The sequence below is a fragment of the Streptomyces sp. NPDC031132 genome (assembly GCF_055570595.1).
On sequence record NZ_JBVIGX010000004.1, the window covers coordinates 123,959 to 149,959 of the forward strand.

At 75.9% G+C, this 26,001-nt stretch carries 16 protein-coding genes; 13 read left to right on the top strand and 3 right to left on the bottom strand.

The window, feature by feature from the left end:
- Positions 1 to 361: 361 nt before the first annotated feature.
- From ACZ49B_RS08230 to ACZ49B_RS08270, 9 genes are all read left to right on the top strand, one after another.
- Positions 362 to 7,594 carry an SDR family NAD(P)-dependent oxidoreductase gene (locus tag ACZ49B_RS08230; protein ID WP_468301854.1) on the top strand — a complete coding sequence of 2,411 codons (7,233 nt, stop codon included), beginning with the start codon at positions 362 to 364 and terminating at the stop codon, positions 7,592 to 7,594.
- The gene (locus ACZ49B_RS08235; protein ID WP_468301856.1) at positions 7,587 to 12,230 is read left to right on the top strand and encodes a beta-ketoacyl synthase N-terminal-like domain-containing protein; all 4,644 of its coding nucleotides are present in this window, start codon (positions 7,587 to 7,589) and stop codon (positions 12,228 to 12,230) included. The genes ACZ49B_RS08230 and ACZ49B_RS08235 overlap by 8 nt, the downstream gene beginning before the upstream one ends.
- Positions 12,220 to 12,537, top strand: coding sequence for an acyl carrier protein (locus ACZ49B_RS08240; RefSeq protein WP_468301859.1), 318 nt, complete (start codon positions 12,220 to 12,222; stop codon positions 12,535 to 12,537). The genes ACZ49B_RS08235 and ACZ49B_RS08240 overlap by 11 nt, the downstream gene beginning before the upstream one ends.
- 7 nt (positions 12,538 to 12,544) lie before the next feature.
- Positions 12,545 to 13,441 (top strand): alpha/beta fold hydrolase, encoded by an 897-nt coding sequence (locus tag ACZ49B_RS08245; RefSeq protein ID WP_468301861.1) that lies wholly within the window; start codon positions 12,545 to 12,547, stop codon positions 13,439 to 13,441.
- The gene (locus ACZ49B_RS08250) at positions 13,438 to 14,637 is read left to right on the top strand and encodes a glycosyltransferase (protein WP_468301864.1); all 1,200 of its coding nucleotides are present in this window, start codon (positions 13,438 to 13,440) and stop codon (positions 14,635 to 14,637) included. The genes ACZ49B_RS08245 and ACZ49B_RS08250 overlap by 4 nt, the downstream gene beginning before the upstream one ends.
- Complete coding sequence (locus ACZ49B_RS08255; protein ID WP_468301867.1) at positions 14,634 to 16,541, top strand: class I SAM-dependent methyltransferase; 1,908 nt, start codon at positions 14,634 to 14,636, stop codon at positions 16,539 to 16,541. The genes ACZ49B_RS08250 and ACZ49B_RS08255 overlap by 4 nt, the downstream gene beginning before the upstream one ends.
- Positions 16,538 to 17,500 carry a galactokinase gene (locus tag ACZ49B_RS08260; RefSeq protein ID WP_468301870.1) on the top strand — a complete coding sequence of 321 codons (963 nt, stop codon included), beginning with the start codon at positions 16,538 to 16,540 and terminating at the stop codon, positions 17,498 to 17,500. The genes ACZ49B_RS08255 and ACZ49B_RS08260 overlap by 4 nt, the downstream gene beginning before the upstream one ends.
- A 27-nt stretch (positions 17,501 to 17,527) precedes the next feature.
- Positions 17,528 to 18,790: an alkaline phosphatase family protein gene (locus ACZ49B_RS08265; protein ID WP_468301872.1), complete on the top strand. Its 1,263-nt coding sequence runs from the start codon at positions 17,528 to 17,530 to the stop codon at positions 18,788 to 18,790.
- 166 nt (positions 18,791 to 18,956) lie between these two features.
- Positions 18,957 to 19,880 (top strand): SDR family oxidoreductase, encoded by a 924-nt coding sequence (locus ACZ49B_RS08270; RefSeq protein WP_468301875.1) that lies wholly within the window; start codon positions 18,957 to 18,959, stop codon positions 19,878 to 19,880.
- 26 nt (positions 19,881 to 19,906) lie between these two features.
- On the opposite strand, the gene ACZ49B_RS08275 is transcribed toward ACZ49B_RS08270, so the two are convergent.
- The gene (locus tag ACZ49B_RS08275; protein ID WP_468302455.1) at positions 19,907 to 20,971 is read right to left on the bottom strand and encodes an enoyl-CoA hydratase/isomerase family protein; all 1,065 of its coding nucleotides are present in this window, start codon (positions 20,969 to 20,971) and stop codon (positions 19,907 to 19,909) included.
- An 18-nt stretch (positions 20,972 to 20,989) separates the two neighbouring features.
- Here ACZ49B_RS08275 and ACZ49B_RS08280 point away from each other — a divergent pair, with 18 nt between their 5' ends.
- On the top strand, positions 20,990 to 21,556 hold the full coding sequence (locus tag ACZ49B_RS08280; RefSeq protein ID WP_468301878.1) for a dihydrofolate reductase family protein: 567 nt from the start codon (positions 20,990 to 20,992) through the stop codon (positions 21,554 to 21,556).
- Positions 21,557 to 21,572: 16 nt separating this feature from the next.
- On the opposite strand, the gene ACZ49B_RS08285 is transcribed toward ACZ49B_RS08280, so the two are convergent.
- Complete coding sequence (locus ACZ49B_RS08285) at positions 21,573 to 22,328, bottom strand: AraC family transcriptional regulator (RefSeq protein WP_468301881.1); 756 nt, start codon at positions 22,326 to 22,328, stop codon at positions 21,573 to 21,575.
- A gap of 141 nt (positions 22,329 to 22,469) precedes the next feature.
- On the opposite strand from ACZ49B_RS08285, the gene ACZ49B_RS08290 reads away from it, so the two are divergent.
- A complete protein-coding gene (locus tag ACZ49B_RS08290; protein WP_468302457.1) occupies positions 22,470 to 23,621 on the top strand; it encodes an MFS transporter in 1,152 nt (383 codons plus the stop codon).
- Between the two features lie 18 nt (positions 23,622 to 23,639).
- On the opposite strand, the gene ACZ49B_RS08295 is transcribed toward ACZ49B_RS08290, so the two are convergent.
- A complete protein-coding gene (locus ACZ49B_RS08295; protein ID WP_468301884.1) occupies positions 23,640 to 24,194 on the bottom strand; it encodes a DUF6434 domain-containing protein in 555 nt (184 codons plus the stop codon).
- 130 nt (positions 24,195 to 24,324) lie between these two features.
- Here ACZ49B_RS08295 and ACZ49B_RS08300 point away from each other — a divergent pair, with 130 nt between their 5' ends.
- Both ACZ49B_RS08300 and ACZ49B_RS08305 read left to right on the top strand, forming a co-directional pair.
- Positions 24,325 to 24,912 (top strand): hydrolase, encoded by a 588-nt coding sequence (locus ACZ49B_RS08300; RefSeq protein WP_468301886.1) that lies wholly within the window; start codon positions 24,325 to 24,327, stop codon positions 24,910 to 24,912.
- A 177-nt stretch (positions 24,913 to 25,089) separates the two neighbouring features.
- Complete coding sequence (locus tag ACZ49B_RS08305) at positions 25,090 to 26,001, top strand: SAM-dependent methyltransferase (protein ID WP_468301889.1); 912 nt, start codon at positions 25,090 to 25,092, stop codon at positions 25,999 to 26,001.

Genomic DNA, 26,001 nt, shown 5'->3' on the forward strand with positions numbered 1-26,001 from the left:
CGGCGCCGAAGGGGCGAAACGACGCACTCCGCATGACCGTTGACAGTGCAGGGCGGCCACCGCACGATGCAACGCGGCATCAGGGAAGTTGACCACCGTTCAATCCCGCCTGTGCAGGTGCTCGGGTCGCCCGGGCGGCTCGAGCACCGCCTCTCGGTGGGAGACCCCGCCCGCGCACGCCCCCCACGGCACGACCAGCGCACGCGCCCTGCACCCCCCGCCCTGCCTGCACCCCCCGCACTCCCCCGTACAGCCGCGTCCTGCCCCCGTACGCCCCCGTACGCCCCCGGGCACGCCGCGGTGCGCCGGGGCGCTGTCACGCACTGCGACATGTCACACAGCACCGACCAGAGGAGCGCCCGTGACCCCCCAGCCCCCGCGATCCGCCGCCACCCGTGACCTGGTCGTCGCGGTCAGTCCGTTCGAAGAGCCGAATCCGCGGATCGTGATCGCCGCCGAACGGGCCGGGGCCCTCGGGCTGCTCGACCTCGGCCGGGATCCCGCGGCCGCCCGGCGCGGCTTCGCGGAGCTCGCCCGCCGGCTCGGCGGCCGGCGCCGGTACGGGGTGCGGGTGCCCGCCGGATGCCCGCTCGGGCCCGAGGAGCTGCCGGACGAGGTGGACACGGTGCTCGTCGCCGACCCCGCCGAGCACACCCCGGAACGGATGGCCGCCTGGGCCGAAGGCGGGCGGCGGCGCACCTGGGCCGAGGTCACCGGCCGGGCGGAGGCCCTGATCGCGGTGGCCGCCGGGGCGGAGGCGCTCGTCGCGCAGGGGCACGAGGCCGGTGGCCGGGTGGGCGGGGCCACCACCTTCGTCCTGCTCCAGCAGCTGCTGGCCGGACCCGGGCCCGGGGTGCCCGTGCGCGTCCGGGGCGGGATCGGACCGCACACGGCGGCCGCGGCCGTCGCGGGCGGAGCCGCCGGGGTGCTGGTCGACGTACAGCTGGCCCTGACCGCGGAGGGCGAGCCCGCGCTGCCCGCCGAAGTGGCCGCCGCGCTCCGGGCGATGGACGGCTCCGAGACCCGGCTGCACGACGGGCACCGGGTGTACGCGCGGCCCGACCTGACCCCGCCCGAGGGGCCGGCAGCCGCGCTGCTCGGGGCCCGGGACCTGCGGAACCAGCTGCTGCCCGTCGGGCAGGACGGCGCCTCGGCGGCCCGGCTGGCCGCGCGGCACCGGACGACGGGCGGGGTGCTTCAGGCCGTACGGGCGGCCGTCACCGGGCATCTGGGGGCCGCGGTGCGCACCCGGCCGCTGCTGCGGCCGCGCCCCGTCGCCCAGGGGCCGATGACCCGGGTCAGCGACCAGGCGGCCTTCGCCGAGGCGGTGGCCGCCGAGGGCGGGGTCCCGTACCTGGCGCTCGCGGTGATGGACGGTGCGGACGTACGCAAACTGCTCGCCGAGACGGCCGAGCGGCTCGGGGAGCGCCCCTGGGGCGTGGGACTGCTCGGCTTCGCCCCGCCCGAGCTGCGCCGGGAGCAGCTGGCGGCCGTGGCCGAGTTCCGGCCGCCGCACGCGATCATCGCCGGCGGCACTCCGGCGCAGGCGGCGCCGCTGGAGGCGGCCGGGACCGCGACGCATCTGCACGTGCCCTCGCCGGGGCTGCTGGAGCGGTATCTCGCCGAAGGGGCACGGCGGTTCGTGTTCGAGGGGCTGGAGTGCGGCGGCCACGTCGGGCCGCGCACCTCGTTCGCGCTGTGGGAGGAGCAGATCGAGCTGCTCCTGGGTTGTCCCGAACCGGGCGCCCTGGACGTGCTGTTCGCGGGCGGCATCCACGACGCGCGTTCCGCCGCCATGGCGGCGGCGGCCGCCGCGCCGCTGGCCGAGCGGGGTGCGCGGATCGGGGTGCTGATGGGGACCGCCTACCTGTTCACGGAGGAGGCGGTGGCCGCGGGCGCCGTGCTGCCGGGCTTCCAGCGGGCGGCGGTCGAGTGCGCGGAGACGGTCCTGCTGCACACGGCGCCCGGGCACGCCACGCGCTGCGCGGCCACCCCGTACGCCGAGGCCTTCGAGGCGGCCCGGCAGCGGCTCGTGGAGAGCGGGACCGAGGCACGCGTCGTGTGGGAGGAGCTGGAGCAGCTGAACCTGGGGCGGCTGCGGATCGCGAGCAAGGGGCTGCGGCGGGGCGCGGCGGCGCCGGCGCCGCTGGAGCGGGTGGACGAGCAACAGCAGTACGCGGAAGGGCTGTTCATGCTCGGGCAGGCCGCGACCCTGCGGACCGGGACCACCACGGTCGCCGCCCTGCACACCCAGGTCACCGAGGGGGCGACCGAGCTGCTGGAGCAGCGCGCCGCCGAGCTGGCGGCCGGGCAGGACGGGCCGCCCTCCGGGGAGCCCGCCGCCGACCCGCTGGACGTCGCCATCGTCGGCATGGCCTGCGCCTATCCGGGCGCGCCCGATCTCGCCGCCTACTGGGCCCGGATCCTGGCCGGGAAGGACGCGGTGACCGAGGTGCCGCCCGAGCGCTGGGACCCGGCGCTGTACTACGACGCCGACCCGGCGCGGGCCGGCGAGCGCACCCCCTCGCGCTGGGGCGGATTCCTCGACCCGGTGCCGTTCGACGCCCTCGCGCACGGCATCCCGCCGGCCTCGCTGGCCGCCGTCGAGCCGGTCCAGCTGCTGGCCCTCGAGATCTCCGCGCGGGCCCTCGGGGACGCGGGGTACGGTCGGGACCGGGAGTTCGACCGCTCCCGGACCTCGGTGGTCTTCGGCGCCGAGGCCGGTACCGAGCTGGCCGGGGCGTACGGGCTGCGCGCCCTGCACCCCGCCTACCTGGGCGAGCTCCCGCCGGAGCTGGACGAGCAGCTGCCGCGGCTCACCGAGGACTCCTTCCCCGGCATCCTCGCCAACGTGATCGCGGGCCGGGTCGCCAACCGGCTCGACCTCGGCGGCGCCAACTGCACCGTCGACGCCGCCTGCGCCTCCTCGCTGGCCGCGCTGGACCTGGCCTGCCGCCAACTGCGCGACGGGGACAGCGACATGGTGCTGTGCGGCGGCGCCGACGTACACAACGGGATCAACGACTACCTGATGTTCTCCTCGGTGCGGGCGCTGTCCCCAACCGGGCACTGCCGGCCCTTCGACGCGGCGGCCGACGGGATCGCGCTCGGCGAGGGCGTGGGCGCACTGGTCCTCAAGCGGCTCGCGGACGCGGAGCGGGACGGCGACCGGGTCTACGCCGTGATCAAGGCGGTCGGGGCGGCCAGCGACGGACGCTCCCTCGGCCTGACCGCGCCCCGGCCGGAGGGGCAGCGGCGGGCCCTGGAGCGGGCCTACGCACGGGCGGGCATCACCCCCGGCGAGGTGGGGCTGATCGAGGCGCACGGCACCGGCACGGTGGTCGGGGACAGCACCGAACTGACCGTGCTGACCGAGCTGTTCGCCGCATCCGGGGCGGCGCCGGGATCGTGTGCGCTGGGCTCGGTGAAATCGCAGCTCGGGCACACCAAGTGCGCGGCCGGGCTGGCCGGGCTGATCAAGGCGGCCCGGGCGGTCCACACGGGTGTCCGGCCGCCGACCCTGCACATCGAGACGCCGAACCCGGCCTGGCAGGCGGAGACCAGCCCGTTCGCCTTCCCCACCGAGGCGCGGCCGTGGGCGGTCCCCGCCGAGCGGCGGATCGCCGGGGTGAGTGCCTTCGGTTTCGGCGGCACCAACTACCACGCGGTGCTGGCCGGTTACGCGGGCGCCGAGGAGGCCGCGCACGGGCTGGAGGAGTGGCCCGCCGAGCTGTTCTGCTTCCGCGGCGAGGACCGGCGGGCGGCGGGGCGGGCGATGGCCCGGCTCGCGGCCCGGCTGGAGGAGAACGAGGCGGCGGGGCGGCCGTGGGCCCTGCGCGATCTCGCGGCGGAGGCCGCAGCCGAGGGGCAGGGCTCCGGCCCGGTGCGGGTGGCGGTCGTGGCCGGGGACCTGGACGAGCTCGTGGCCCGGCTGGAGCGGGCCCGGGGCTTCACCGCGGGCGAGGGGGTCCACGTACGGGAGGATGCGGCCGATCCGGGGCAGGTGGCGTTCCTGTTCCCCGGGCAGGGCAGTCAACGCCCCGGAATGCTCGGTGAGTTGTTCATGGCCTTCCCGGCGCTGCGGGGGCTGCTGGAGACGGCTCCGCGGGCGGTGGTCTCGGCGGTGTTCCCGCCGGGCGCCTTCAGCGCCGCGGAGCGGGCGGCGCAGCGGGCGGCGGTCACCGACACCCGGGTCGCCCAGCCGGCCCTCGGGCTGGCCGGGGCGGCGGCCCATCTGCTGCTCGGGGAGCTCGGCGTACGGCCGGACTGCGTGGCCGGGCACTCGTACGGGGAGCTCACCGCGCTGTGGGCGGCCGGCGTGTACGACACGGAGAGCCTGCTGCGGCTGAGCGCCCGCCGGGCCGAGGCGATCCTCGCGGCCGCGGGGGCGGATCCGGGGGCGATGGCGGCGGTGACGGCCGCGCCGGAGGAGGTGCGGGAGATCGCGGAGCGGTCCGGGTGCGTGGTCGCGAACCACAACGCACCGCGGCAGTGCGCGATCTCGGGCCCGGCGGACTCCGTGGCCGAGGCGGTGGCGGCGCTGCGGGCGGCGGGGCTCTCGGCGGAGCCGATCGAGGTGGCGTGCGCGTTCCACAGCCCGGTGGTCGCGGGGGCGGCCGCCGCGCTGGCCGCGGAGCTGGCCGGGACGGCGGTTGCCGACGCCGCCGTCCCGGTCTGGTCGAACACCACGGCCGGGCCGTACCCGGCGGGCGCCGGGGCGGTACGAAGCCTTGCCGCGCGCCAGGTCGCGGAGCCGGTCCGGTTCGTGGAGCAGGTGGAGGCCATGTACGCGTCCGGTGTCCGGACGTTCGTGGAAGCGGGGCCCGGGCGGGTCCTCTCCGGCCTGCTGGGCCGGATCCTGCGCGACCGGCCGCACACGGTGGTCCCGCTGGACGTGCCGGGCGAGCACGGTCTGTCCCGGCTGGTCACCGCACTGGCGGAACTGGTTGCGGCGGGCGTGCCGGTGGCCCCCGAGGCCCTGTTCCGCGGCCGCGCCACGCGGCTGCCGGAGCGGGCCCCGCGGCGGCCGGGCTGGCTGGTCGACGGCCACCTGGTCCGCACCGCGGACGGCACCCCGGTGGCGGGTGGCCTGCAGCCGGCCCGCCGGGTGGCCCCGGCTGCGGCGCCGGCGGCTCCGGCCCCGGTGGACCGCCGCGAGGAGGCGGTCCTCGCGTACCTGCGCGGCTCCCGGGAGCTGATCGAGGCCCAACGGGACGTCCTGCTGGGTTTCCTGGGCGCCGGATCGCCGGCGGCAAGGCCGTCGGCCGAGGCCCTCGACCGCCCGTGGCCCGGCCGGGCCGGGACGAACGGGTTCCCGGCGCCGGGCGACGGCCGGGCGACGGCAGACGGGGCGGCCGCCGACGGCACGGCGCGGACCGGCCGGGACGCCCCGGGGCTCCGGGCCGACGCGGGCGGAGCCCCGGTACCGGCGGCCAACGGCTGGAGCGGAGCGGGCGGACAGCCCGCCCAGGGCGCCGGATCGGGCGGTGGGCCCAGGTCCGCCGACGAAGTGATGGAGGTGGTCCTGGACATCGTGCACACCCGCACCGGATACCCGCACGACATGCTCGGCCCCGAACTGGACCTGGAGGCGGACCTGTCCATCGACTCCATCAAGCGCGTCGAGATCATCGGCGCCCTGGCCGACCGGATCGGACTCCCGCAGGACTCCGACGGCTCGGCCGAGTCCGCCGTCGAGGAACTCTCCCGCCTCAAGACCCTGAGCGGCATAGTCGACTGGGTCACGTCCCATACGGCAGCCCGGGCCAGCGCCGCCGCGCCGGCCCCGACCGCACCCTCGACGGCAGCCCCCTGGACCGACGCCCCGCCTCCGCCGCCGACGGCGTTCCCGGCCGACGGCCTCCCCACGGGCGCAGCCGCCACGGCGGCGCCCCCGAACCGTGGCGCGGAAGCCGCAGGTCCCCCGGCCCACGCCCTCGCGTCGGGCGCAGCCGCCCCGGCAGGGGCACGCGAGCCCGCGGTGTCCGCGGCCCACGCCCTCGCGGGCGGTGCAGCCGGCCGGGCCGGTGTGGTCGGCGGCGGGCATGCGCCGGCGGCATCCGAAACGGCCGGGGCCGCAGCCGGCGCCCTCCCCGGCGCGGCCGGGCCCGCCGGGTCGGCGGCCCGCGGGCTCGGGGCCGCGACCCCACCCGCCGGTTCCGCGGGCGGGCGCGCGGTGCGGCGGTTGCGGGTGGAGGACGTGAGCGTGGCCGGTGTGGGCGTGGAGCCGGAGGCGCTGCGGGGGTTGCGGGTCGGGGTGGTCGACGACGGGCAGGGGGTCTCGGCCGCGCTCGGTACGGCATTGCGGGGGCACGGCGCCGAGGTGCGCCTCCTGGCCGAGGCGGACGCCGAGGGCGCTGCCGGGCTCGACGGGATCGTCGACCTCTCCGGGCTGCGGGCCGGCGCCGAGCCGGCGCTGCCCGGCGCGTTCCCCGCACTGCAGGGGGCACTGACCGGCGGGGTCCGCCGGCTCCTGCTCGCCACCACACCCGGCGGAGCCCCCGGCGCCGGGCTGCACGGCTTCGCCCGCAGCGCGGCCCTCGAGTTCCCGGGCAGCCTGATCCGCGCCGTGGAGGTCGGCGCCAAGGAGGACCCCGAGCGGGTCGCGGCGCAGCTCCTGGCCGAGCTGGGCGACGTGCACGGCGAGGGCTCCTCCGTGGGGTACACCGCCGAGGGGGTCCGGATCACCCGCCGCCCGGTGCCCGCTCCCCTGCCCGCCGCCGTCGGCGACGGAACGCCGCCGCTCGACGCCCGGTCCGTGGTCATGCTGACCGGCGGGGCCCGCGGTATCACCGCCCGGACCGCCCTCGCGCTGGCCCGCGCCACCGGATGCCACGTCGAGCTGGTCGGACGGACACCGCTGCCCGCCGCCGGGGCGGACCGGTTCGCCCAGGCCACCGACCGCGTCGCCCTGCGGGCCGCCCTGATCGCCGACGGCCTGCGCAAGCCCGCCGAGATCGAGGCCGCGGCCTCGCGGATCCTCGCCGAGCGCGAGGTACGGGCCACCCTGTCCGCGCTCGGCGCGGTGGCGGCCTCCGTCCGCTACCACTGCGCCGACGTCACCGACGAGCGGGCCGTACGGGCCGTCGTGGCCGACGTACGGGAGCGGCACGGCCGGCTCGACGGCATCGTGCACGGCGCCGGGGTGCTGCGTGACGGGCTGCTGCGTGACAAGCAACCGGCGGCCTTCGCCGAGGTGTTCACCACGAAGGTGACCGGCGCCCGCAACCTCGCGGCCGCGGCCGCCGAGCACGGGCCGTGGCCCGCACCGCGGTTCCTGGCCCTGTTCGGCAGCGTCTCCGGGGTGTACGGCAACCGCGGCCAGACGGACTACGCCGCGGCCAACGACGCCCTCGACAGCCTGGCGCACGCCTGGTCGGCGTTCCTCCCGGGCCGGGTGCTGTCCGTCGACTGGGGCCCGTGGGCCGCGGAGGCGGGCGGGATGGTCACACCGGAGCTGGAGCGCGCCTACGCCCGGCGCGGGGTCCCGCTGCTCTCCGCCGAGGCCGCCACCGCCGCGTTCCTCGCCGAGCTCACGTACGGGACCGACGTACAGGTGGTCTTGACGGCCCAGGAGGGCGGGAGCGATGAGTGAGCGCGGGCACGGGGCGGGGCGGGGCCCGCGGCCGGCCGACGCGGCGATCGTGGGGATGGGCGCGGTGTTCCCCGGGGCACCGGACCTGGCCGCGTACCGCCGGAACCTGCTGGCCGGTGCGGATGCCATCGGCGAGGTACCGCCCGGGCGTTGGGATCCGGAGGTGTACTACGAACCGGGCAGCGCCGCCGGCCCCGCGGTCGGCGACCGGTTCTACTGCCGGCGGGGCGGTTTCATCGACGGTCTGGCCGCCTTCGACCCGACCCGGTTCGGGATCATGCCGGCCGCCGTGGAGGGGGCCGAGCCGGACCAGATGCTGGCGCTGCACGCGACGGCCGAGGCGATCGCCGACGCGGGAGGCGAGGACCGGCTGCCCGCCGACCGTTCGCGGATCGGGGTGGTGCTGGGGCGCGGCGGCTTCATGGGGGTGGCCACGGCCCGGCTGGACCAACGGGTCCGTACGGCGCACCAGTTGGCGCAGACACTGCGCGAGCTGGCGCCCGAGCTGGGCGAGCAGCGGATCGCCGCGGTGCGCACCGCCTTCCAGGACGCGCTGGGGCCGGAGCGGCCCGACGCCTCGATCGGGCTGGTGCCGAGCTTCACCGCCGCCCGGACGGCGAACAGGCTGGACTTCAGCGGGCCCGCCTACACGCTGGACGCGGCCTGCGCCTCGTCGCTCCTGGCGGTGGACCAGGCGGTGGGGCTGCTGGCCGGCGGGCGCTGCGACGCGGTGGTCGCGGGAGCCGTGCACCACTGCCACATCGCCACGCTGTGGAGCGTGTTCACCCAGCTGCGGGCGCTCAGCCCGAGCGAGCGGATCCGGCCGTTCGACCGGCTGGCCGACGGGACCCTGCTCTCCGAGGGGACCGGGGTGGTGCTGCTCAAGCGCCTGGTGGACGCGGAACGGGACGGCGACCGGATCTACGCGGTGATCCGCGGTACCGGCGTGGCCGGGGACGGGCGGGCCGCGAGCCTGATGAGCCCGCTGGTCGCCGGCCAGGTACGGGCCCTGGAGCGGGCCTGGCGGGAGGCCGGTCTGGACCCGCGGGCGGCCGGCGCGCTGGGCCTGCTGGAGGCGCACGGCACGGGAACCCCGGTCGGAGACGCCGCCGAACTGGACACCCTGGCCCAGGTGTTCGGACCGCCGGAGGCCGCCGAGCCGGGCGGTGTCGGTTTCGGCTCGGTGAAGTCGATGCTCGGGCACACGATGCAGGCCTCCGGCATGGCCGGGCTCATCAAGGCGGCGCTCGCGGTGTACGAGGGGACGCTGCCGCCGACGCTGCACCTGACGGATCCGCACCCGGACCTGGCCCGGACCCGGATGCGGCCGATCACGCAGGCGGAGCCGTGGGAGCGCGGGCCGGCGCCGCGCCGGGCGGGCGTCAACGCGTTCGGCTTCGGCGGGATCAACGCGCACGTGGTGCTGGAGGAGGCGCCGGGAGCCGCCCGCCCGGCGCCTCCGGTACGCCGCTTCCTGCCCCTGGGGGCCGCGGCCGCGCCGGCGGTCGCCCCGGGCGGGCGGGACGACGTACTCCTGCTCGCGGCGGAGAGCCCGGCGGAGCTGACGGAACTGCTCGCCGCCAGGGCGGGAGCCTCGGGGGCGGGAGCCGGGTCCACGGGCGACGGGCCGTGCCGGCTGGCCGTGGTCGGGCCGACTCCGCAGCGGCTCGCGCTGGCCGCGAAGGCGGTGGCGCGCGGCCGGGCCTGGCGGGGCCGCGGGGACGTCTGGTTCGCGCCGGAGCCGCTGGGGGGCCGCGTGGCCTTCCTCTTCCCGGGCCTGGAACCGGAGTTCGCGCCGGTCGTGGACGACGTCGCGGACCGGCTCGGCCTCCCCGTGCCACCGCTGAACCGGGGTGGGGAGCTGATGGAGCGGGCCCTCGACGCGATCGCAGCGGGACGGTTCTTCGCAAGGGCCATGGCCGAACTGGGCATCGCGGCCGACGTGTTGGCGGGCCACAGCCTGGGCGAGTGGGCGGCGATGGTGGCCGCCGGCATGTATCCGCAAGACGCGGCGGACTCCTTCCTCGATTCGCTGCGGCCGGATTCGCTCAAGGTCCCCGATCTCGTCTACGCGGCCCTGGGATGCGGGGCGGCGCGGGCGGAGGCGGCGCTGCACGGCGTGGCGGGAGTGGTGGTCAGCCACGACAACTGCCCCCACCAGTCGGTGGTCTGCGGGGACCCCGCCGGGGTGGGCCGGGTCCTGGAGCGGCTGCGCTCGGAGGGGGTGCTCGGTCAGGAGCTGCCGTTCCGTTCGGGCTTCCACACGCCGATGTGGGAGCCGTACCTCGGGCAGGTCCGCTCCGCGTTCGACCGGCTGCCGGTGGGCGCGGGGGCGGTGCCGGTGTGGTCGGCGACGACGCTCGCGCCGTTCCCCGCCGGCGCGGATCCCGTCCGGGGCCTGGTGGTACGGCACCTCCTGGAGCCGGTCCGCTTCAGGGAGCTGACACTGCGGCTGTACGAGGACGCGGGCGTCCGGAGTTTCGTCGCGCTGGGCCCGGGCAGCCTGCCCGGCTTCGTCGAGGACACCCTCCGGGACCGCCCCCACCTGTCGGTGGCCACCTCCTCCCCCCGGCTCGCGGGCCTGCCCGCCCTGCGCCGCACCTGCGCCGCACTCTGGACCGAGGGCCACACCCCGAACTGGGCCCGCCTTTCACCGAACCCCGCCCCCGCCACGCCGGCCGCCCCGGGGAGGGCCGTCGCGGACCGGGCCACCCCCGACCGGGCCACCCCCGACCGGGCCGCCCCCGACCGGGCCGTCGCGCTGGACCTCGGGTCGCCGCTGGTCCGGCTCGGCCAGAGAGCCCGCGTCGCGTGGGGGGGCCTGGCTCCCTGGGCGGAGGGGGCCGATCGGCCGGAGGCGGTCGATCGGCCGGGGATGCTGTCCGCGCTGGACACCGTCCTCGCCGACACCCGGGCGGCCGCGCAGGCCGTCACCGAGGCCTGGTCGACGGTACGCGGGCCGGCGCGCGCCCCCGCTGCCGGTCCGCCCCCGGAGCCCCCCGCCCCGTACTCCTCGGGCCCGCGGCCCGGGACGTCTCCGGGCTCGGCCGCACCGGCCCCGCACGGCGGGTTCGGCGCCGGTCCGGGGAGCGACCGGCTCCGGGTGTCCCTCGACGCCATGCCCTACGTACGCGACCACTGCGTGTACCTGCAGCCCGACGGCTGGCCCGAGGACTCCGACCGGTTCCCCGTCGTGCCCATGACGACCATGCTGGAGCTGGCCGCAGACGCGGCCCGCCGGCACGCCCCGCCCGGCGCCGCCGTCATCGGCTACGACGACGTACGGGCCCTGCGGTGGCTTCCCGCGGCGCCGCCCGTCGACATCGAAGTCGGCGTCCGCAGCGACGGGCCCGGGCGGATCCGGATCGGACTCGGCCCGTACGCCTCCGTCGTCGTCCTGCTCGGCCCGGGCCACGGGCAGCCGCCCCCGCCCGACACCACCCCGCTGCGGGATCCGCGCCCCGCCCCCGTCAGCGCGGAGGCCCTGTACCGGGACCGGTGGATGTTCCACGGCCCGCGCTTCGCCGGCGTCCACGAGGTCCGGACCGTCGGCGCGGACGGGATCCGCGGAGTGCTGCGGGCCCTGCCCGACCCGGGGGCGCTGCTGGACGCCGCCGGGCAGCTGTTCGGGCACTGGATGCAGCTCGAACTGCCCGTCGACAGGCTGGTGTTCCCCGCCACCGTCGACCGCATCCGGTTCTTCGGGCCGCCGCCCGCCGCCGGTGAGCTGGTCGCCGCCACCGCCCGTATCCGGGAGGTACGCGACGTCACCGTGCGCGGCGACCTCGAGCTCAGCCGCACCACCGGTGAGGTGTGGGCCCGGATCGAGGGCTGGACGTACCGCCGCTTCGGCGCCGACGAGCGGGTCTGGCCGATGAAGTTCACCCCGGAGGTGTGCGGCATCGGCGAACCGCAGTCCGCCGGCTGGTGCCTGGCCCGGCGCCGGTGGACCGACCCCGCGTCGCAGGAGCTCGTCATGCGCCGCTACCTCGGTGCCGCCGAGCGGGCGGCGTACGAGCAACTGCCTCCCCGCGCACGGGCGCCGTGGCTGCTGGGCCGGATCGCGGCCAAGGACGCGCTGCGCCGGCTGCTGTGGGACGGCGGCGCGGGTCCGGTGTTCCCGGCGGAGGTCCCCGTCGGAAACGATGCCCACGGGCGACCCGTGCCCGGGGGCGCACTGGCCTCCGGTTTCCGGCTGTCCCTCGCCCACAAGGACCGGATCGCCGTCGCCGTCGCCCACCGGTCCCTGGCGGTCGGGATCGACGTGGAGCCGGTGACCGCCGACCCCGACGCGCTGATCCGGATCGCACTCACCCCGGACGAACTCTCCCTGGCCGAGGCCCTGTCCGCCCGCGAGGGCACCGGCCTGCCGGGCGCGCTCACCGCTCTGTGGTGCGCCAAGGAGGCCGCCGCCAAGGCGGGGGGCACCGGCCTCGGCGGCCGCCCGCGCGCCTGGCGGACGGTGGACGACCCCGGCTCCGGAGGGCTGCGGGTGCTGTCCCCCGAAGGGCACGCGTACGCCCTCCGTACGTCCCTCCTGCCCGACGGCCACGTCGTCGCCTGGACCGCCCACCCCGCGGCGCCCGGCCGCACCCCCGTCCCCCTCACCCTCACGGAGACCAGCCATGGCCACTGACATCCTCGCCGAGATCACCGGCATGCTCGTGGAGATCGTCGGCGACGAGTTCCTGCTTGCCGAGGAGGTCACGATGAAGACCAGGTTCAACGAGGATCTCGCCCTGGAGAGCATCGAGTTCGTCGCACTCGCCGAGCTGCTCCACCATCGCTACGGCGCCGAGGTGGACCTCATGGGTTTCCTCGCCGAGAAGGACATGGACGCCATCCTCGCCATGTCGGTCGGTGAACTGGTCACGCACATCGGCCGGGTCACCCATGCCTCCCTCGCGCGGGCGGCGGCCACGCCGGCCGCCTCGGCCGGCTGAGCCCGCCATGGCCTTCGTCCACGCGAACTCGCTCCGCTTCCACGTCCAGCGGCTCCCGGCCGCCGGCCCGGACCACCGCCGAGACCTGCCCGACGGGACCGACCGCACCGGTCACATCGACCGCTCCGACCGCTCCGACCGCAGCGACCGGCCGGTCGTCGTGTTCCTGCACGGACTGGTCGTCGACAACCTCTCCTCCTTCTACTGCCCCCTCGCCCTGCCCACGGCCCGCGCCGGCCACGAGGTGGTCCTCTACGACCTGCGCGGCCACGGCCGCACCGAACGCCCCGCCACCGGCTACGACAGCCGCACCGCCGTACGGGACCTCCTCGCGCTGCTCGGCGCGCTGGGACTCGGGCACCGCCGGGTGCACCTGGTCGGCAACAGCCACGGCGGCACCCTGGCCCTGCACGCCGCGCTCGCCCGGCCGGACCTGGTCACCGGGCTGACCCTGCTCGAGCCCCCGCTCAGCGGGGCCTGGGTGGAGAACATGGTGGACACCCTGTCCGCGGCCGCCCTGAGCCTGGAGGGCAGTCCGGTACCCGCCGAGCTGCTCGGGCTCCGGCTGCGCAAGGCCGCCCATCTGACGGCGATCGCCGACGAGCTCCTCAACCGGACCAGCCTGATCGACGACATCGCGGCCAGCCGCACCTTCACTCCCGCCGACTACGCCCGACTGCGCTGCCCGCTCCTGATCGTGTGCGGGGAGCACTCCGAACTCGTTCCGGGGGCGCGGGAACTGGCACGGCACGCAACGCGGGCGAGCACGACGCTGCGGATCCTGCCGGGGCTCGGGCACGACGTGCTGAAGGAGAGCAGCGGGGCCCTGCGGGACGCCGTGCTGGCCCATCTCGGGGCGACGGCCGCGGTGCCGGCCGAGCGGACGGGAGCGCTGGTGCCATGAGGGTGCTCTTCACGGTGCCGCCGCTGGCCGGGCACGTCAATCCGACCGTGGCCGTCGGTGCCGAACTCGCCGCCCGGGGACACCAGGTCGCCTGGACCGGGCCGGCCGGGGCGCTGGCCCGGCTGCTGCCCGCGCACGCCCGGATCCTGCCGGCCGGGGAGGAGGCGGGCGGCGGCTACGCGGCGCTGCACGACCGCTGGCGGGACCTGCGCGGGGTCGGGGCGCTGCGCTTCCTGTGGGAGGAGGCGCTGGTGCCGCTGGCCCGGGCGATGGTGCCGGGGGTGACGGATGCGGTCCTCGCCTTCGCGCCGGACCTGATGGTCGCCGATCAACAGGCCCTCGCCGGGCCGGTGGTGGCGCGCCGGCTGGGGATCCCCTGGGCCACCTCCGCGAGCACGTCCGCCGAACTGACCCGGCCGTTCGCGGACTTCCCGAAGGTCGGGGCGTGGGTCGACGAGCAGATCTCCGGGTTCCTCGCCGAGTGCGGGGCGGACGGGCCGGAGGGGGCAGACGGAGCCGAGGGGGCGGACGCGACGGGTTGGGACCCGCGGTTCTCCGAACGCCTCGTCCTGGTGTTCTCGACCCCCGAACTCATCGGCACGGAGAACGACTTCCCGCCGCACCACGCGTTCGTCGGCCCTGCCTTCGGGAGCCGTCCGCACCCGCCCGGTTTCCCCTGGCAGCGGCTCGACCCGGAGCGCCGACGTGTGCTGGTGTCGCTGGGCACCCTCAACCAGGAGGCTGGCGGCCGGTTCTACGCGGCGGTGCTGGGCGCCGCCGAGCGGCTGTCCGACGAGGTGCAGCTGGTCCTCGTGGCGCCCGCCGCCCTGATCGGGGCGGTGCCCGGGAACGTACTGCTGCTGGAGCGGGTGCCGCAGTTGGAGCTGCTCCCCCATCTGGACGCGGTGGTCTGCCACGGCGGACACAACACCGTCTGCGAGGCACTCGCGTACGGGCTGCCGCTGGTGGTCGCGCCGATCCGCGACGACCAGCCGATCGTGGCCCGGCAGGTCGTCGGGGCGGGGGCCGGTGTCCGGGTCCGGTTCGGCAGGACCCGGACCGAGGAACTGCGGGACGCACTCACGGCCGTGCTGGACGACCCCGGCCCCCGCCGGGCCGCCCGGCGGATCCAGGCCTCCTTCGCCGCGGCGGGCGGAGCCTCCGCCGCGGCCGACCGGTTGGAGAAGCTGCTGTGACACCCCTGACCCGCCTGACGACCCCGATGCCGACGGCGCGGCTCGCCCTCCGCGAGGTGCCGTGGACCTCCGCCGTGCTGCTGGCCGCCCTCGGTGCGGGCACCGTACGCGCCCGACGGCGGCTGCGGGCCCTCCCGGTGCTGCCCGCGCCCCCGATCGCCCCGGCCGCATCGGCAGGTCTGCCGCGCGCCGCCGGGTGGCGGCTGCTGACCGCGCAGGGGGTGGAACCCGACGCGGCGACGTTCCTGACCGCCTGTGCGTACGCCGACCGGGAGGGCCTGCGGGTGCTGGACCTGCTGCCGGCCGATCTCGCCGCCGAGCGCGCCCTGGGGCTGCTCCGCCTGGTCGACCCGGCCGGCTACCGGCAGGACCGGCTCGGCGAGGGGCGCGGCGCCGGGTATGCCGTGCTCGTGGCCGAGGAGGTGCTCGCGCGGGCCGGGGTGGATCCCGACACGCCGCGGCGCGATCCTGCGGAACTCCTCGCGCTCGTCCGCCGCTTGAAGGAGTTCGCGGCCGACGCCACCGGCCTGGCCGTCGCCCCGGCGCTGAGCTCCGGGCGCTCCGGCCTCGACACCACCGGCCAGGGCCGGGTCGCCGAGATGCAGGCGCAGGGGCTGCCGGCGGGCGCCCTGGCCGCCGCGCAGCTCGCCGGGCTGGCGGTGCTGGCGGGTGCGGCACTGCGCCGGGGCCGCTGGGGCGCGGCGGCGGCCGGGCTGTACTGGCTCCAGCCGTACTTCGTCCTCGGCGGTCGCGACGCCCCGCTGCGCCCCGCCGACCTGGGCCGGGCGACCGCCGCCCGGCCGGTGCGCTCCCTCGGCGCCGGCCTGCGTACGGCCGCCGCGGCCGCCCGTACGGTCCGCGGCGCGACGGACACCGCGCGGGCGGCCTCGTACCGGGCCGAACTGGCCGAGGGGACCGACCGGTTCCTCGAACCGCGGCGCCCGGACTGCCCCTGGTGCGGGTCCCGGCGGCTCACCGTCCGGGTCCGGGTGCCCGACCTGCTCCAGGGCAAGCCCGGCCGGTTCACGCTGGAGCAGTGCGGGGACTGCGGGCACGTCTTCCAGAACCCCCGACTGACGTGGGAGGGCCTGGAGTTCTACTACCGCGACTTCTACGACGGCCGCGGCGGAGAGGGCGCGGGCACGGTCTTCGGCCGGCTCGGCGCCTCGTACCGGGCGCGGGCCGAGATGCTCCGACCGTACGGGGATCCTGCCTCCTGGCTGGACGTCGGCACCGGGCACGGCCACTTCTGCAACGCCGCGCGGGCCGTCTGGCCCGGGACCCGCTTCGACGGGCTGGACATGGGCGACGGGGTGCTCGAGGCCGAGCGGCGCGGCTGGGTGGGCTCCGGATTCCAGGGCCAGTTCCCGGAGTTCGCGGCGAAGCTGGCGGGCCGGTACGAGGTGGTCAGCATGTACCACTACCTGGAGCACACCCGGGACCCGCTGGCCGAACTGGACACGGCGGCCGAGGTGCTGGCCCCCGGCGGGCATCTGGCCATCGAACTCCCCGATCCGCAGTCGCGGATGGCCCGGCTGCTGGGATCTGCCTGGCTGCCCTGGTTCCAGCCGCAGCACCAGCACCTGATCCCGGCCGCGAACCTGCGGGAGGCGCTGGCCGATCGGGGGTTCACCGTCGTGGCCGAGGAGCACGGCGCGGCCCATCAGGGCAACGACTTCTTCGGCGCGGTGGCGCTGACCGCGACGCGGCTGGCCCCGGACCCGGAGCGCCCGTGGGGTCCCCCGGCCACGCCACGCAGCCGGGCCCTGGCCGGTGCCGTACGGGTGGCGGCGCTGCCCTGCTTCGCCGGCGCGGCGGTGCTCGACGCGCTGCGCACGGCCGCGGCCCGGCGCACGGACGGCGGGAACGCCTACCGGATGCTGGCCCGCAAGGAGGGACCATGACCGCGGCGGCGGCCCCGGCCCCGGCCCACGACGACGGACAAGGCGCCCCCGCCGGGCAGGACATCGCCCGGCGGGCCACCGCCGACCCACTGTTCCGGCTCGTCGCCTACGCCCTGGAGGCCGCTCACGGCCGGCCCCCCGCGGCCGTCTGGAGCGCCCCGTACGCCTTCCACCTCGGATCGCCGGGGCTGGTGGCGGCGGCCGGCTGGCCGGTGGCGGCCGCCGCGGCGCCGCGCAGCGACGGCCTGGTGCGGCTCAGCTCCCTGGGGCACCCCGCCGACAGCTGCGACGTTCCGCTGGTGCTGTCCGGGCCGGCGCCCGCGATGCCCGCCTGGGCCACCCGGCCGTACACGGTGCTGCAGGCCCTGGCCCGGGCCGGGTACGGCCGCGGCGGGACGGATCTGCACGTGCAGGGCTCGCTCACGGCCGCCGCCGGGCTGGCCACGGCGGAGCCGGCCGACTGCGCGGTGGCGCTCGCGGTGGTCGACGCCCACACGCCGCCGGGCGCGGACCCGGACCGGGCCCGGATGGCCCGGCTGCTGGCCGGGGCGCTGCCGGACGGTGACGAGGCGCTGCGCCGGGCGGTGTTCTTCGCCCGGCCGGGCGAAGCACTGCTGGCGGACCGGGATCCGGCGCGGCCGCACCGGTACGTCGCCTTCGACCCGGCGGCTTCGAACGCGCGGCTGGTGCTGCTGGCCGTACGGACGGATCCGCGGCATCCGGATCTGCGGGCGGCGCTGGCGCAGGCCGTGGCCTGTGCCAGCCGGGCGGGAGCGCTGAGCGCCTGGCCGCCGGAGCCGCCCGGGCCGCGGCCGGGGCGGAGCGTCCTGGTGCTGTTGCCCGAAGAGCGTCTGGCGGCGGTGCGGGCCGCGGTCGCGGAGGACTTCCGCGACCGGGGACGGCTGGTACCCCGCTTCCTGAACATCGCCGTGGCCGGTGCGGCCCGGCGGGAGGAATGAACCACCGATCTCGAGGAGGAACCGCTCATGCCCTCACCCACGGCCGTCGCGAGACGCAGGACCCGCAGGTCCGCGCTCGTGGCCGCACTCGGCGCGCTCGGCCTGCTGGGCGCCTTCACCGTGGCCAACTCACAGGCGGCGGACGGCAGTACGCAGTCGGACCGGACGGCGGCCGCCGCCGCGGGGCTGCCGGCGTACGACCACGTGGTGGTCGTCGTCTACGAGAACAAGCAGTACGGCGAGATCATCGGCAGCGCGAACGCCCCGTACGTCAACCAGTTGGCGAACGGCGGCGCGAGCCTGACCGGCATGAAGGCACTGACCCACCCCAGCCAGCCGAACTACTTCAACCTGTTCTCCGGCGCCACCCAGGGCATCACCGGGGACGGCTGCTACACCCCGCAGTCGATGAGTGCGGCGAACCTCGGCCAGGAGCTGATCGCGGCCGGGAAGACCTTCGCGACGTACAACGAGGACCTGCCGGCCGAGGGGTCCACGGCCTGCACGAACGGCCAGTACGCGCAGAAGCACAACCCGTGGTTCGCCTTCAAGAACGTGCCGCTGAACACCGGGAAGACGTGGGCGCAGTTCCCGCAGAACAACTTCGCGGCGCTGCCGAACCTGTCGTTCGTCGTCCCGAACCAGTGCAACGACATGCACTCCTGCTCGGTCAACACGGGAGACACCTGGACGAAGAACAACATCGACGCCTACGACCAGTGGGCGAAGGCCAACAACAGCCTGCTGGTGCTGACGTGGGACGAGGACAACTACCTCGGCTCGAACCAGATCGCGACCGTGTTCTCCGGGGCGAACGTCAAGACCGGCACGTACGCCACCGCCTACAGCCACCACCATCTGCTGCGCACCTTCGAGGACCTGTTCGGCACGGCGACGCACGCGGGGAACGCGGCGAACGTGCAGCCGATCAGCGAGGTGTTCAGCGCCTCCACGGACCCCACGCCCACACCGACACCCACGCCGACCCCCACACCCACGCCGACCCCGACGCCCACTCCGACGGCGGGCGCTCTGCAGCTCGCCGACCCCGGGCCGCAGAGCTGCAAGTTCAACCAGTCCTGCACCATCCGGCTCACCGCGACCGGCGGCAGGCCGCCGATCCGGTACTCCGCCACCGGTCTGCCGTGGGGACTGACGATCGACGCGGGCACCGGCCGTATCAGCGGCAAACCGTGGGCGAGCGGCACCGTGCAGGTGACGGCCACCGCGACCGACTCGGCCGGGGCGAGTGCGAGCACCACGTTCGCGCTGACCCTCACCTGGTTCTGACCGGCGCGGGCACCGGCCGGGCCAGGTGCAAGCGGGTGCGGGAGCAGCCCGCCGACTCCTGCCCGGCCGGGTCCTCGCCCCGCGCGGTGACGCGGGCGATCGCCGGCCGGCGGCGCGTGTCCGCGCTTCCGAGCCCGGCGGGGCCGTCGCGGCGTAGGGTCGGGCCATGGCGGAAGCACGGCGGACTCTCGAAGGCAAGGTCGCCCTGGTGGCCGGGGCGACGCGGGGCGCGGGGCGGGGTACCGCGGTCGAGCTGGGCGCGCAGGGCGCGACGGTGTACGTGACGGGGCGCAGTACGCGCGGCAGCCGTTCGGAGTACGACCGGCCGGAGACCGTCGAGGAGACGGCGGAACTGGTCACGGCGGCGGGCGGGGAGGGCATCGCCGTGGTCGCGGACCACCTGGTGCCGGCGCAGGTCGAGGCGCTGGTCGGGCGGATCGACGCCGAACAGGGGCGCCTGGACGTGCTGGTGAACGACATCTGGGGCGGTGAGCGGCTCTTCGAGTGGGAGAGCACGGTGTGGGAGCACGACCTGGACAACGGGCTGCGGATGCTGCGGCTCGCGGTGGAGACCCACGCCGTCACCAGCCATTTCGCGCTGCCGCTGCTGCTGCGCGCGCCGGGTGGACTCGTGGTGGAGATGACGGACGGCACGGCCGAGTACAACGCGGACCACTACCGGGTGTCGTTCTTCTACGACCTCGCCAAGTCGTCGGTCCTGCGCATGGCGTTCGCGCTCGGGCACGAGCTGGGGACGCGCGGGGCGACGGCGGTGGCGCTGACGCCCGGGTGGCTGCGCTCGGAGATGATGCTGGACAACTACGGCGTATCCGAGGCGAATTGGCGGGACGCACTGGAGAAGTCCCCCCATTTCGCCATCTCCGAGACCCCGTCGTACGTCGGGCGGGCGGTCGCGGCGCTCGCCGCGGACCCGGAGGTGTCGCGCTGGAACGGGCAGTCGCTCTCCAGCGGGCAGCTGGCCCGGGTCTACGGGTTCACGGATCTCGACGGCAGCCGGCCGGACGCCTGGCGGTACCTGGTCGAGGTCCAGGACCCGGGCCTCCCGGCGGACGTGACCGGATACCGCTGACCGGCGGCTCCAGGGCGGCCTCGGCCTCACGGCAGCCGGAGTTCGCGGGCCTCCCCGAGCGGGGCGAAGAACCGCTCCATGTCCTCGTCGGTGACGTCGGCGAGCGCGGGCGGGGACCAGCGCGGGGTGCGGTCCTTGTCCACGACCTGGGCCCGGATGCCCTCCACCAGGTCGGGCGCGCGCAGGGCGTGGCAGGAGACGCGGAACTCCTGTTCCAGCACCCGCTCCAGGGAGCCGAGCCCGCGGGCCCGGCGGACGGCGGCCAGGGTGACCTTGAGGGAGGTCGGGGACTTCGCCAGGATCGTCTCGGCGGCCTCCTTGGCGGCCGGCTCGCCCTCGGCCAGCAGCCGCTCGACGATCTCCTCGACGGTGTCGGCGGCGTAGCAGCGGTCGATCCAGTCGCGCCACCGGGCCAGCTCGCCCGGCTCGGTCGGCTGCGCGAAGCGCGGCAGCACCTCGTGCGCCGGGGCCCCGGCGAGCGCCGCGGTCAGCTCCGGCAGCCGGCCGGAGGGCACGAAGTGGTCGGCGAGCCCGCACAGCAGCGCGTCGGCGGCGCCCACGGCGGTCCCGGTCAGCGCCAGGTGGGTGCCGAGCTCGCCCGGGGCGCGGGCGAGGAGGTGCGTACCGCCCACGTCGGGGACGAAGCCGATGCCGGTCTCGGGCATGGCGACGCGGGAGCGTTCGGTGACGATGCGCACGCTGCCGTGGGCGGACACCCCGACGCCGCCGCCCATGACGATGCCGTCCATGAGGGCCACGTAGGGCTTCGGGTAGCGGGCGATCCGCGCGTTCAGCCGGTACTCGTCGCGCCAGAAGCCCTCGGAGACTACGCCGCCGGCCTTCGCGTCGTCGTGGATGGCCCGGATGTCCCCGCCGGCGCACAGCCCGCGCTCACCGGCGCCGCGGATGAGGACCCGGGCGACGGCGGGATCGTGCTCCCAGGCCGTCAGCGCCTCGGTGATCCTCAGCACCATGGGGTGGGTGAGGGCGTTGAGCGCCCTGGGGCGGTTGAGGGTGATCACCCCGGTTTGGCCCTCCGTGGTGAACAGGGTCGTGTCGTCCGCGCCGTCTTCCGTCTTCACACCCGCCAGTATGTAGCGTGGTCCGGTGTGCGAAAGATCATTCTGATGATGTCGATGTCCCTGGACGGCTTCATGGAGGGGCTGGACCGGGACATCTCCTGGCACATGGTCGACGATGAACTGCACCGGTTCATGAACGACGAGATCCGCCCGCTGGGCGGCTTCCTGACCGGCCGCGTCACGCACGAGCTGATGACGGCGTACTGGCCGACCGCCGATGCCGATCCGTCCGCGTCCGCGCCGGAGGCCGAGTTCGCGGGCATCTGGCGGGACATGCCGAAGTACGTGTACTCGCGCACGCTGCGCCAGGAGGACCTCGGCTGGAACTCCACCCTCGTGCGGTCCGTCGTACCGTCCGAGGTCGCCGCGCTCAAGGCGGCCCCGGGCGGCGACCTGGTCGTGGGCGGGGCCGACCTCGCCGCCACGTTCCTGCGCCACGACCTGGTGGACGCGTACCGTCTCCTCGTGCACCCGGTGCGCATCGGCCGCGGCACACCGCTGTTCCCGCCGTTCGCCGGCCCCGAGCCGCTGCGCCTCGAAGGCACCCGCACGTTCGGCAACGGCGTGGTCCAGCTGCGGTACGGACGGTCGTAGGACGCGCCGGCCCGGGTTACGGCAGCCGACCGGGGTGCGTCCCGGGGGTGTGGCCGAAGGCCCGCCGGAAGACGTCGATGAAGGCGCTCGCGGAGGACCAGCCGCAGCGGTGCGCGACCGCGGTGACCGGGGTGCCGACGGCCAGCAGCCGCAGCGCCTGGTGCAGCCGCAGCTGGGTGCGCCACTGCGGGAAGGTCATGCCCAGCTCGGCGCGGAACAGCCGACTCAGCGTCCGCTCGCCCGCCCCGGCGCCGGCTGCGGCGCTCAGCGCGGCGAGCCCGCGGGAGTCCGCCGGGTCGGCGTGCAGCAGGGCGCACACCGCCGCCAGCCGGGGGTCGGCGGGCGCGGGCAGGTGCAGCGGCTGCAGCGGCGAGGCCCGCAGCTGGTCGAGCAGCACCCCGAGCATCCGGCGGCGCTGGGGGCTGCCGTCCTCGGGGGCCCGGGTGTAGGCCAGGATCAGCTCCCGCAGCAGCGGTCCGACGGCGATCACGGCGGGGGTGTCGAGGGACAGCGGGTTCAGGTGGGTGGGCAGGCCGACGGAGTGCAGGTCCGTACGCCCGTACGCGCGGTGCTCGTGCACCGTCCCGGCCGGGATCCACAGTGCGCGGGTCGTGGGCGCCACCCACGTGCCGGCGTCGGTGGTGATGGACAGCACCCCGGAACCGGCGTAGGCGATCTGGTGGTCGTCGTGCCGGTGCGGGTCGATGCCGACGCCCGTGTCGAGCTCGCGGATGCTGGTCGCGGCCCGGGGAGTATGGCGGATCTTCTGCATCACCCGGCAATTTATCGGAAGCGGGCCGCCCGCGACACCGGAGATTCTCGACCGGTGAACCCATCGAAGACCGCTGCAGAGCAGCTCACCGCTCCCACCGGACGAGGCGCCACCCAGACCGCTCCGGCGCGGCGGCGCCGCATCGCCGCCTACGCGGCCGGACATTCCTGCGTGGACGTCTACCAGGGCGCCGTCGCCGCGCTGGTCCCCTTCCTCGTCTCCGAGCGCGCGTACGGCTACGCCGCCGCCTCCGGCATCGTGCTGGCCGCCTCGCTGCTGTCCTCCGTGGTCCAGCCGCTGTTCGGGGCGCTGACCGACCGTCGGCCCCTGCCGTGGCTGATCCCGCTGAGCACGGCCGCCGCCGGGCTGGGCATCGCCCTGGTCGGCGCGGACGCCGGCTATCCGGCCACCGTCGCCGCCGTCGCCCTGTCCGGGCTGGGTGTCGCCGCGTACCACCCGGCGGCCGCCCGGCTGGTCCGCACGAGCGCGGGCGGCCCCGGGCACGCGGCGATGAGCTGGTTCGCGCTCGGTGGCAACATCGGCTTCGCATGCGCGCCGCTGCTCGTCGTGGGGGCCCTGTCGGTGTCCGGGCCGGCGGGCTGGTGGCTGCTGGCCGCCCCGGCTGCGCTCGGCGTCGTACTGAACCTCCCCCGGCCGGCGCCGGACCGGACGGCCGGACCGCAGGCAGCGCAGACGGCGGGGGGCGCGGTCGCGTCGGCCGGGCCCGAGGACCGCCGGGCCTTCCTGCGGCTCTCCCTCGTGGTGGTCGTGCGGTCCGTCGCGTTCATCGGGCTGAGCACGTTCATCGCGCTGTACGTGCGCGAACGCGGCGGCGGTGAAACCGCCGGGGCGGTGGCCCTGTTCGCCCTGTTCGCGGGCAGCGCGGGCGGCACCCTGCTCGGCGGCCGGCTGGCCTCCCGCTGGGGCCGGGTCACCGCCGTCCACCGGGCGTACGCGGCGGCCGCCCCCGCCGTCGCGGGCGTGCTCTTCCTGCCGCTGCCCCTGGTGTACGTCTGCGCGACGCTGGCGGCCGCCGCCCTGTACGTGCCGTTCTCGCTCCAGGTCACGCTGGGCCAGGACTACCTGCCGGCCCGCATGGGCACGGCGAGCGGGGTCACCCTCGGCCTGACGGTCAGCGTGGGCGGCGTGGCGAGCCCCTTCATCGGCGCCGTCGCGGACGCCACCTCCGTGCGGACGGCCCTGCTCCCCCTGGCCGTTTTCCCCCTGCTGGCCTGGGCCCTGGCCCGGCGGCTCCCGGAGCCCGCGACGCCGGAGCCCGCGCCGGACGCCTGAAAGGACGGACGGGGTCAGTCAGTCCTTCGGGAGGGCGCGGTGGGCCTGCCAGGCGGCCAGGGCCTGCGGCCGGGCGCCCTCCGGGTGGCGGGCGTGCCAGTCGCGCAGGAACCGGTTGAACTCGAACTGGGCGGCGACCTCCTGGGGTTCGGCCGCCCGGGCGCGGGTGCCGTGCCAGTGGGCGACGGCCTCGGCGAGGGTGTGTCCCGCATGCCGGGCGACGTAGTCCCGCATGAAGGCGTCGAAGTGGAATCCGGGCCCGATCTCCCGGACGAAGTACTCCCGGAGCACCTGGCTGCACCGCTGGCCCTGCGGGATCACGGTGGCGCCGTCGACGGGGGCGGTGAGCTGCCGCCCTGCACGCCGCGGAGGCCGGACCGGCTCCGGCGGCCGGAGCCCGTCGAGTGCGGCGGCCAGCCGGGCCGTCAGCACCACCTTGCCGCCCCCGGCGGACAGGCCCATCTCGCGTGCGAGCGCGGACAGTTCGGCCAGGGTCCAGTACCAGCGCGTCAGCTCCGCCCCGGTCAGCTCCGAGGTCAGGGCGGGCCGGGACTCCCCCACGTTCGTACTCATGTTCCCATTCTAGGACCGGGGGTCGTCCGGTCGCCGCCACGCCGGTCGGCACGGACCAGGCGGCCGACGCGGCGCGACCCGGGTTTCATGGGCCTGGCCCGCGACGCCCGGATCCACCGGAGGAGACCCGATGAACACCGCAGCCGACCGCACCCGCCTGACCCTCGACGACGGCACCGCCCTGGTCCTGATCGACCTCCAGCAGGGCATCCTGGCGCTGCCCACCACCCGGCCCGCCGCCGAGATCCTCGGGAACGGCATCGCTTTGGCCGAGGTGTTCCGCGCCCACAAGCTGCCGGTGGTGCTGGTCAGGGTCGCCTGGTCGCCCGACGGCGGCGACCTGCCCACCACCGACGTCGACCGCCCGGGTCCGGCCGCCGCGCCGCCCGCCGCGTTCTCGGAGATCCCGGCCGAGCTCGCCGCCCTCGGCGACGTCGTCGTGACCAAGCGCCACTGGGGCGCCTTCACCGGGACCGAGCTCGACCTCCAGCTGCGCCGCCGCGGCATCCACCGGATCGTCCTGGCCGGCATCTCCACCAGCGTCGGCGTCGAGTCCACCGCGCGCACGGCCTGGGAACACAGCTATTCCCTGGTCTTCGCGGAGGACGCCACCGCGGACACGGACCCCGCGTCCCACGCCCATTCGTTCGGAAAGATCTTCCCGCGCATCGGCAAGGTCAGCACGACGGCGGAGATCATCGCCGCGCTCAACGCCTGACGATATCCGGCCATTCACACTGGCGTTTATCTGACGTGACATCAAATGGCCTGAATTGATGCCGTTTCAGCTGTGGTTATGCTCATCACCCAGGTGAAGAGGACTTTTATCGATCACTTATGGGCAGAGTGGGGCGGCCGATTGACACCCCCACGCGACCGCATGACCGGAGAACCGATGGATCGCAACCTTGTCATCCAGACCCCCGCTGGTGGCCAGGAGTTCGACGAGAGCCAAGTGCCGCTCTACTACAGCCGCAAGACCGTGGAAATCCTCCACAAGTACGGCCCGGGTCCCAGGGTCCATTTCCACATGGGCCTCTTCGCCCCCGGTGCCACGCCGAACACCACGGTCACCCAACGCGTGCTCAAGCGCCGCATCGTGGAGTCCCAGGAGGCCATCGTCGAGCACGCGGCCCGCAGTTGGGGGGCGTACACCGCACCCCCCGGCAGCGTTCTCGACATCGGCTGCGGAGTCGGCGGCGGGTCGCTCTACTGGGCCCAGGAGCACGGTGCGACGGTCACCGGGCTCACCGTCGCGGCCGATCACATACCCGTGATCGAGGACTTCGCCCGCCAGGCGGGCGTGGGCGACCGCGTGACCCCCCTCCTGGGCGACGTGCACGCCTTCACGGCCGACCGGAAGTACGACGCCGCGTACGCCAACGAGAGCTCCGGCTACATGGACCGCGAGCGGCTCTTCCAGGTCGTGGCCCGGTCCCTGAAGCCCGGCGGCTGGTTCGGCATCCAGGAGCACTTCATCTGCCGGCCGGAGTGGACCGAGTTCATCGACGGCTACTACAAGACGCGCCTCGGCACCCTCACCGAGTACCTCGCCGCCGCCGAGGCGGCCGGTTTCGAGCTGGAGCAGGACGAGGACGTCACCGACCGCGTCGCCGAGTTCTGGGTGCAGTCCATGGCCTGGAACACCGCCGAGCTGGACCGTGCGGAGTACTCCGGCACCCCGTCCCACTGGTCGCTCGAGCGGCTCCGGGAGTCCGCCATCACGCACGGCAAGCTGTTCCGCATCTGGCGCGACCACGCCCTGGAGACCCGGCTCCTGCTGTTCCGTCTCGGCGGGGGCAGCTGA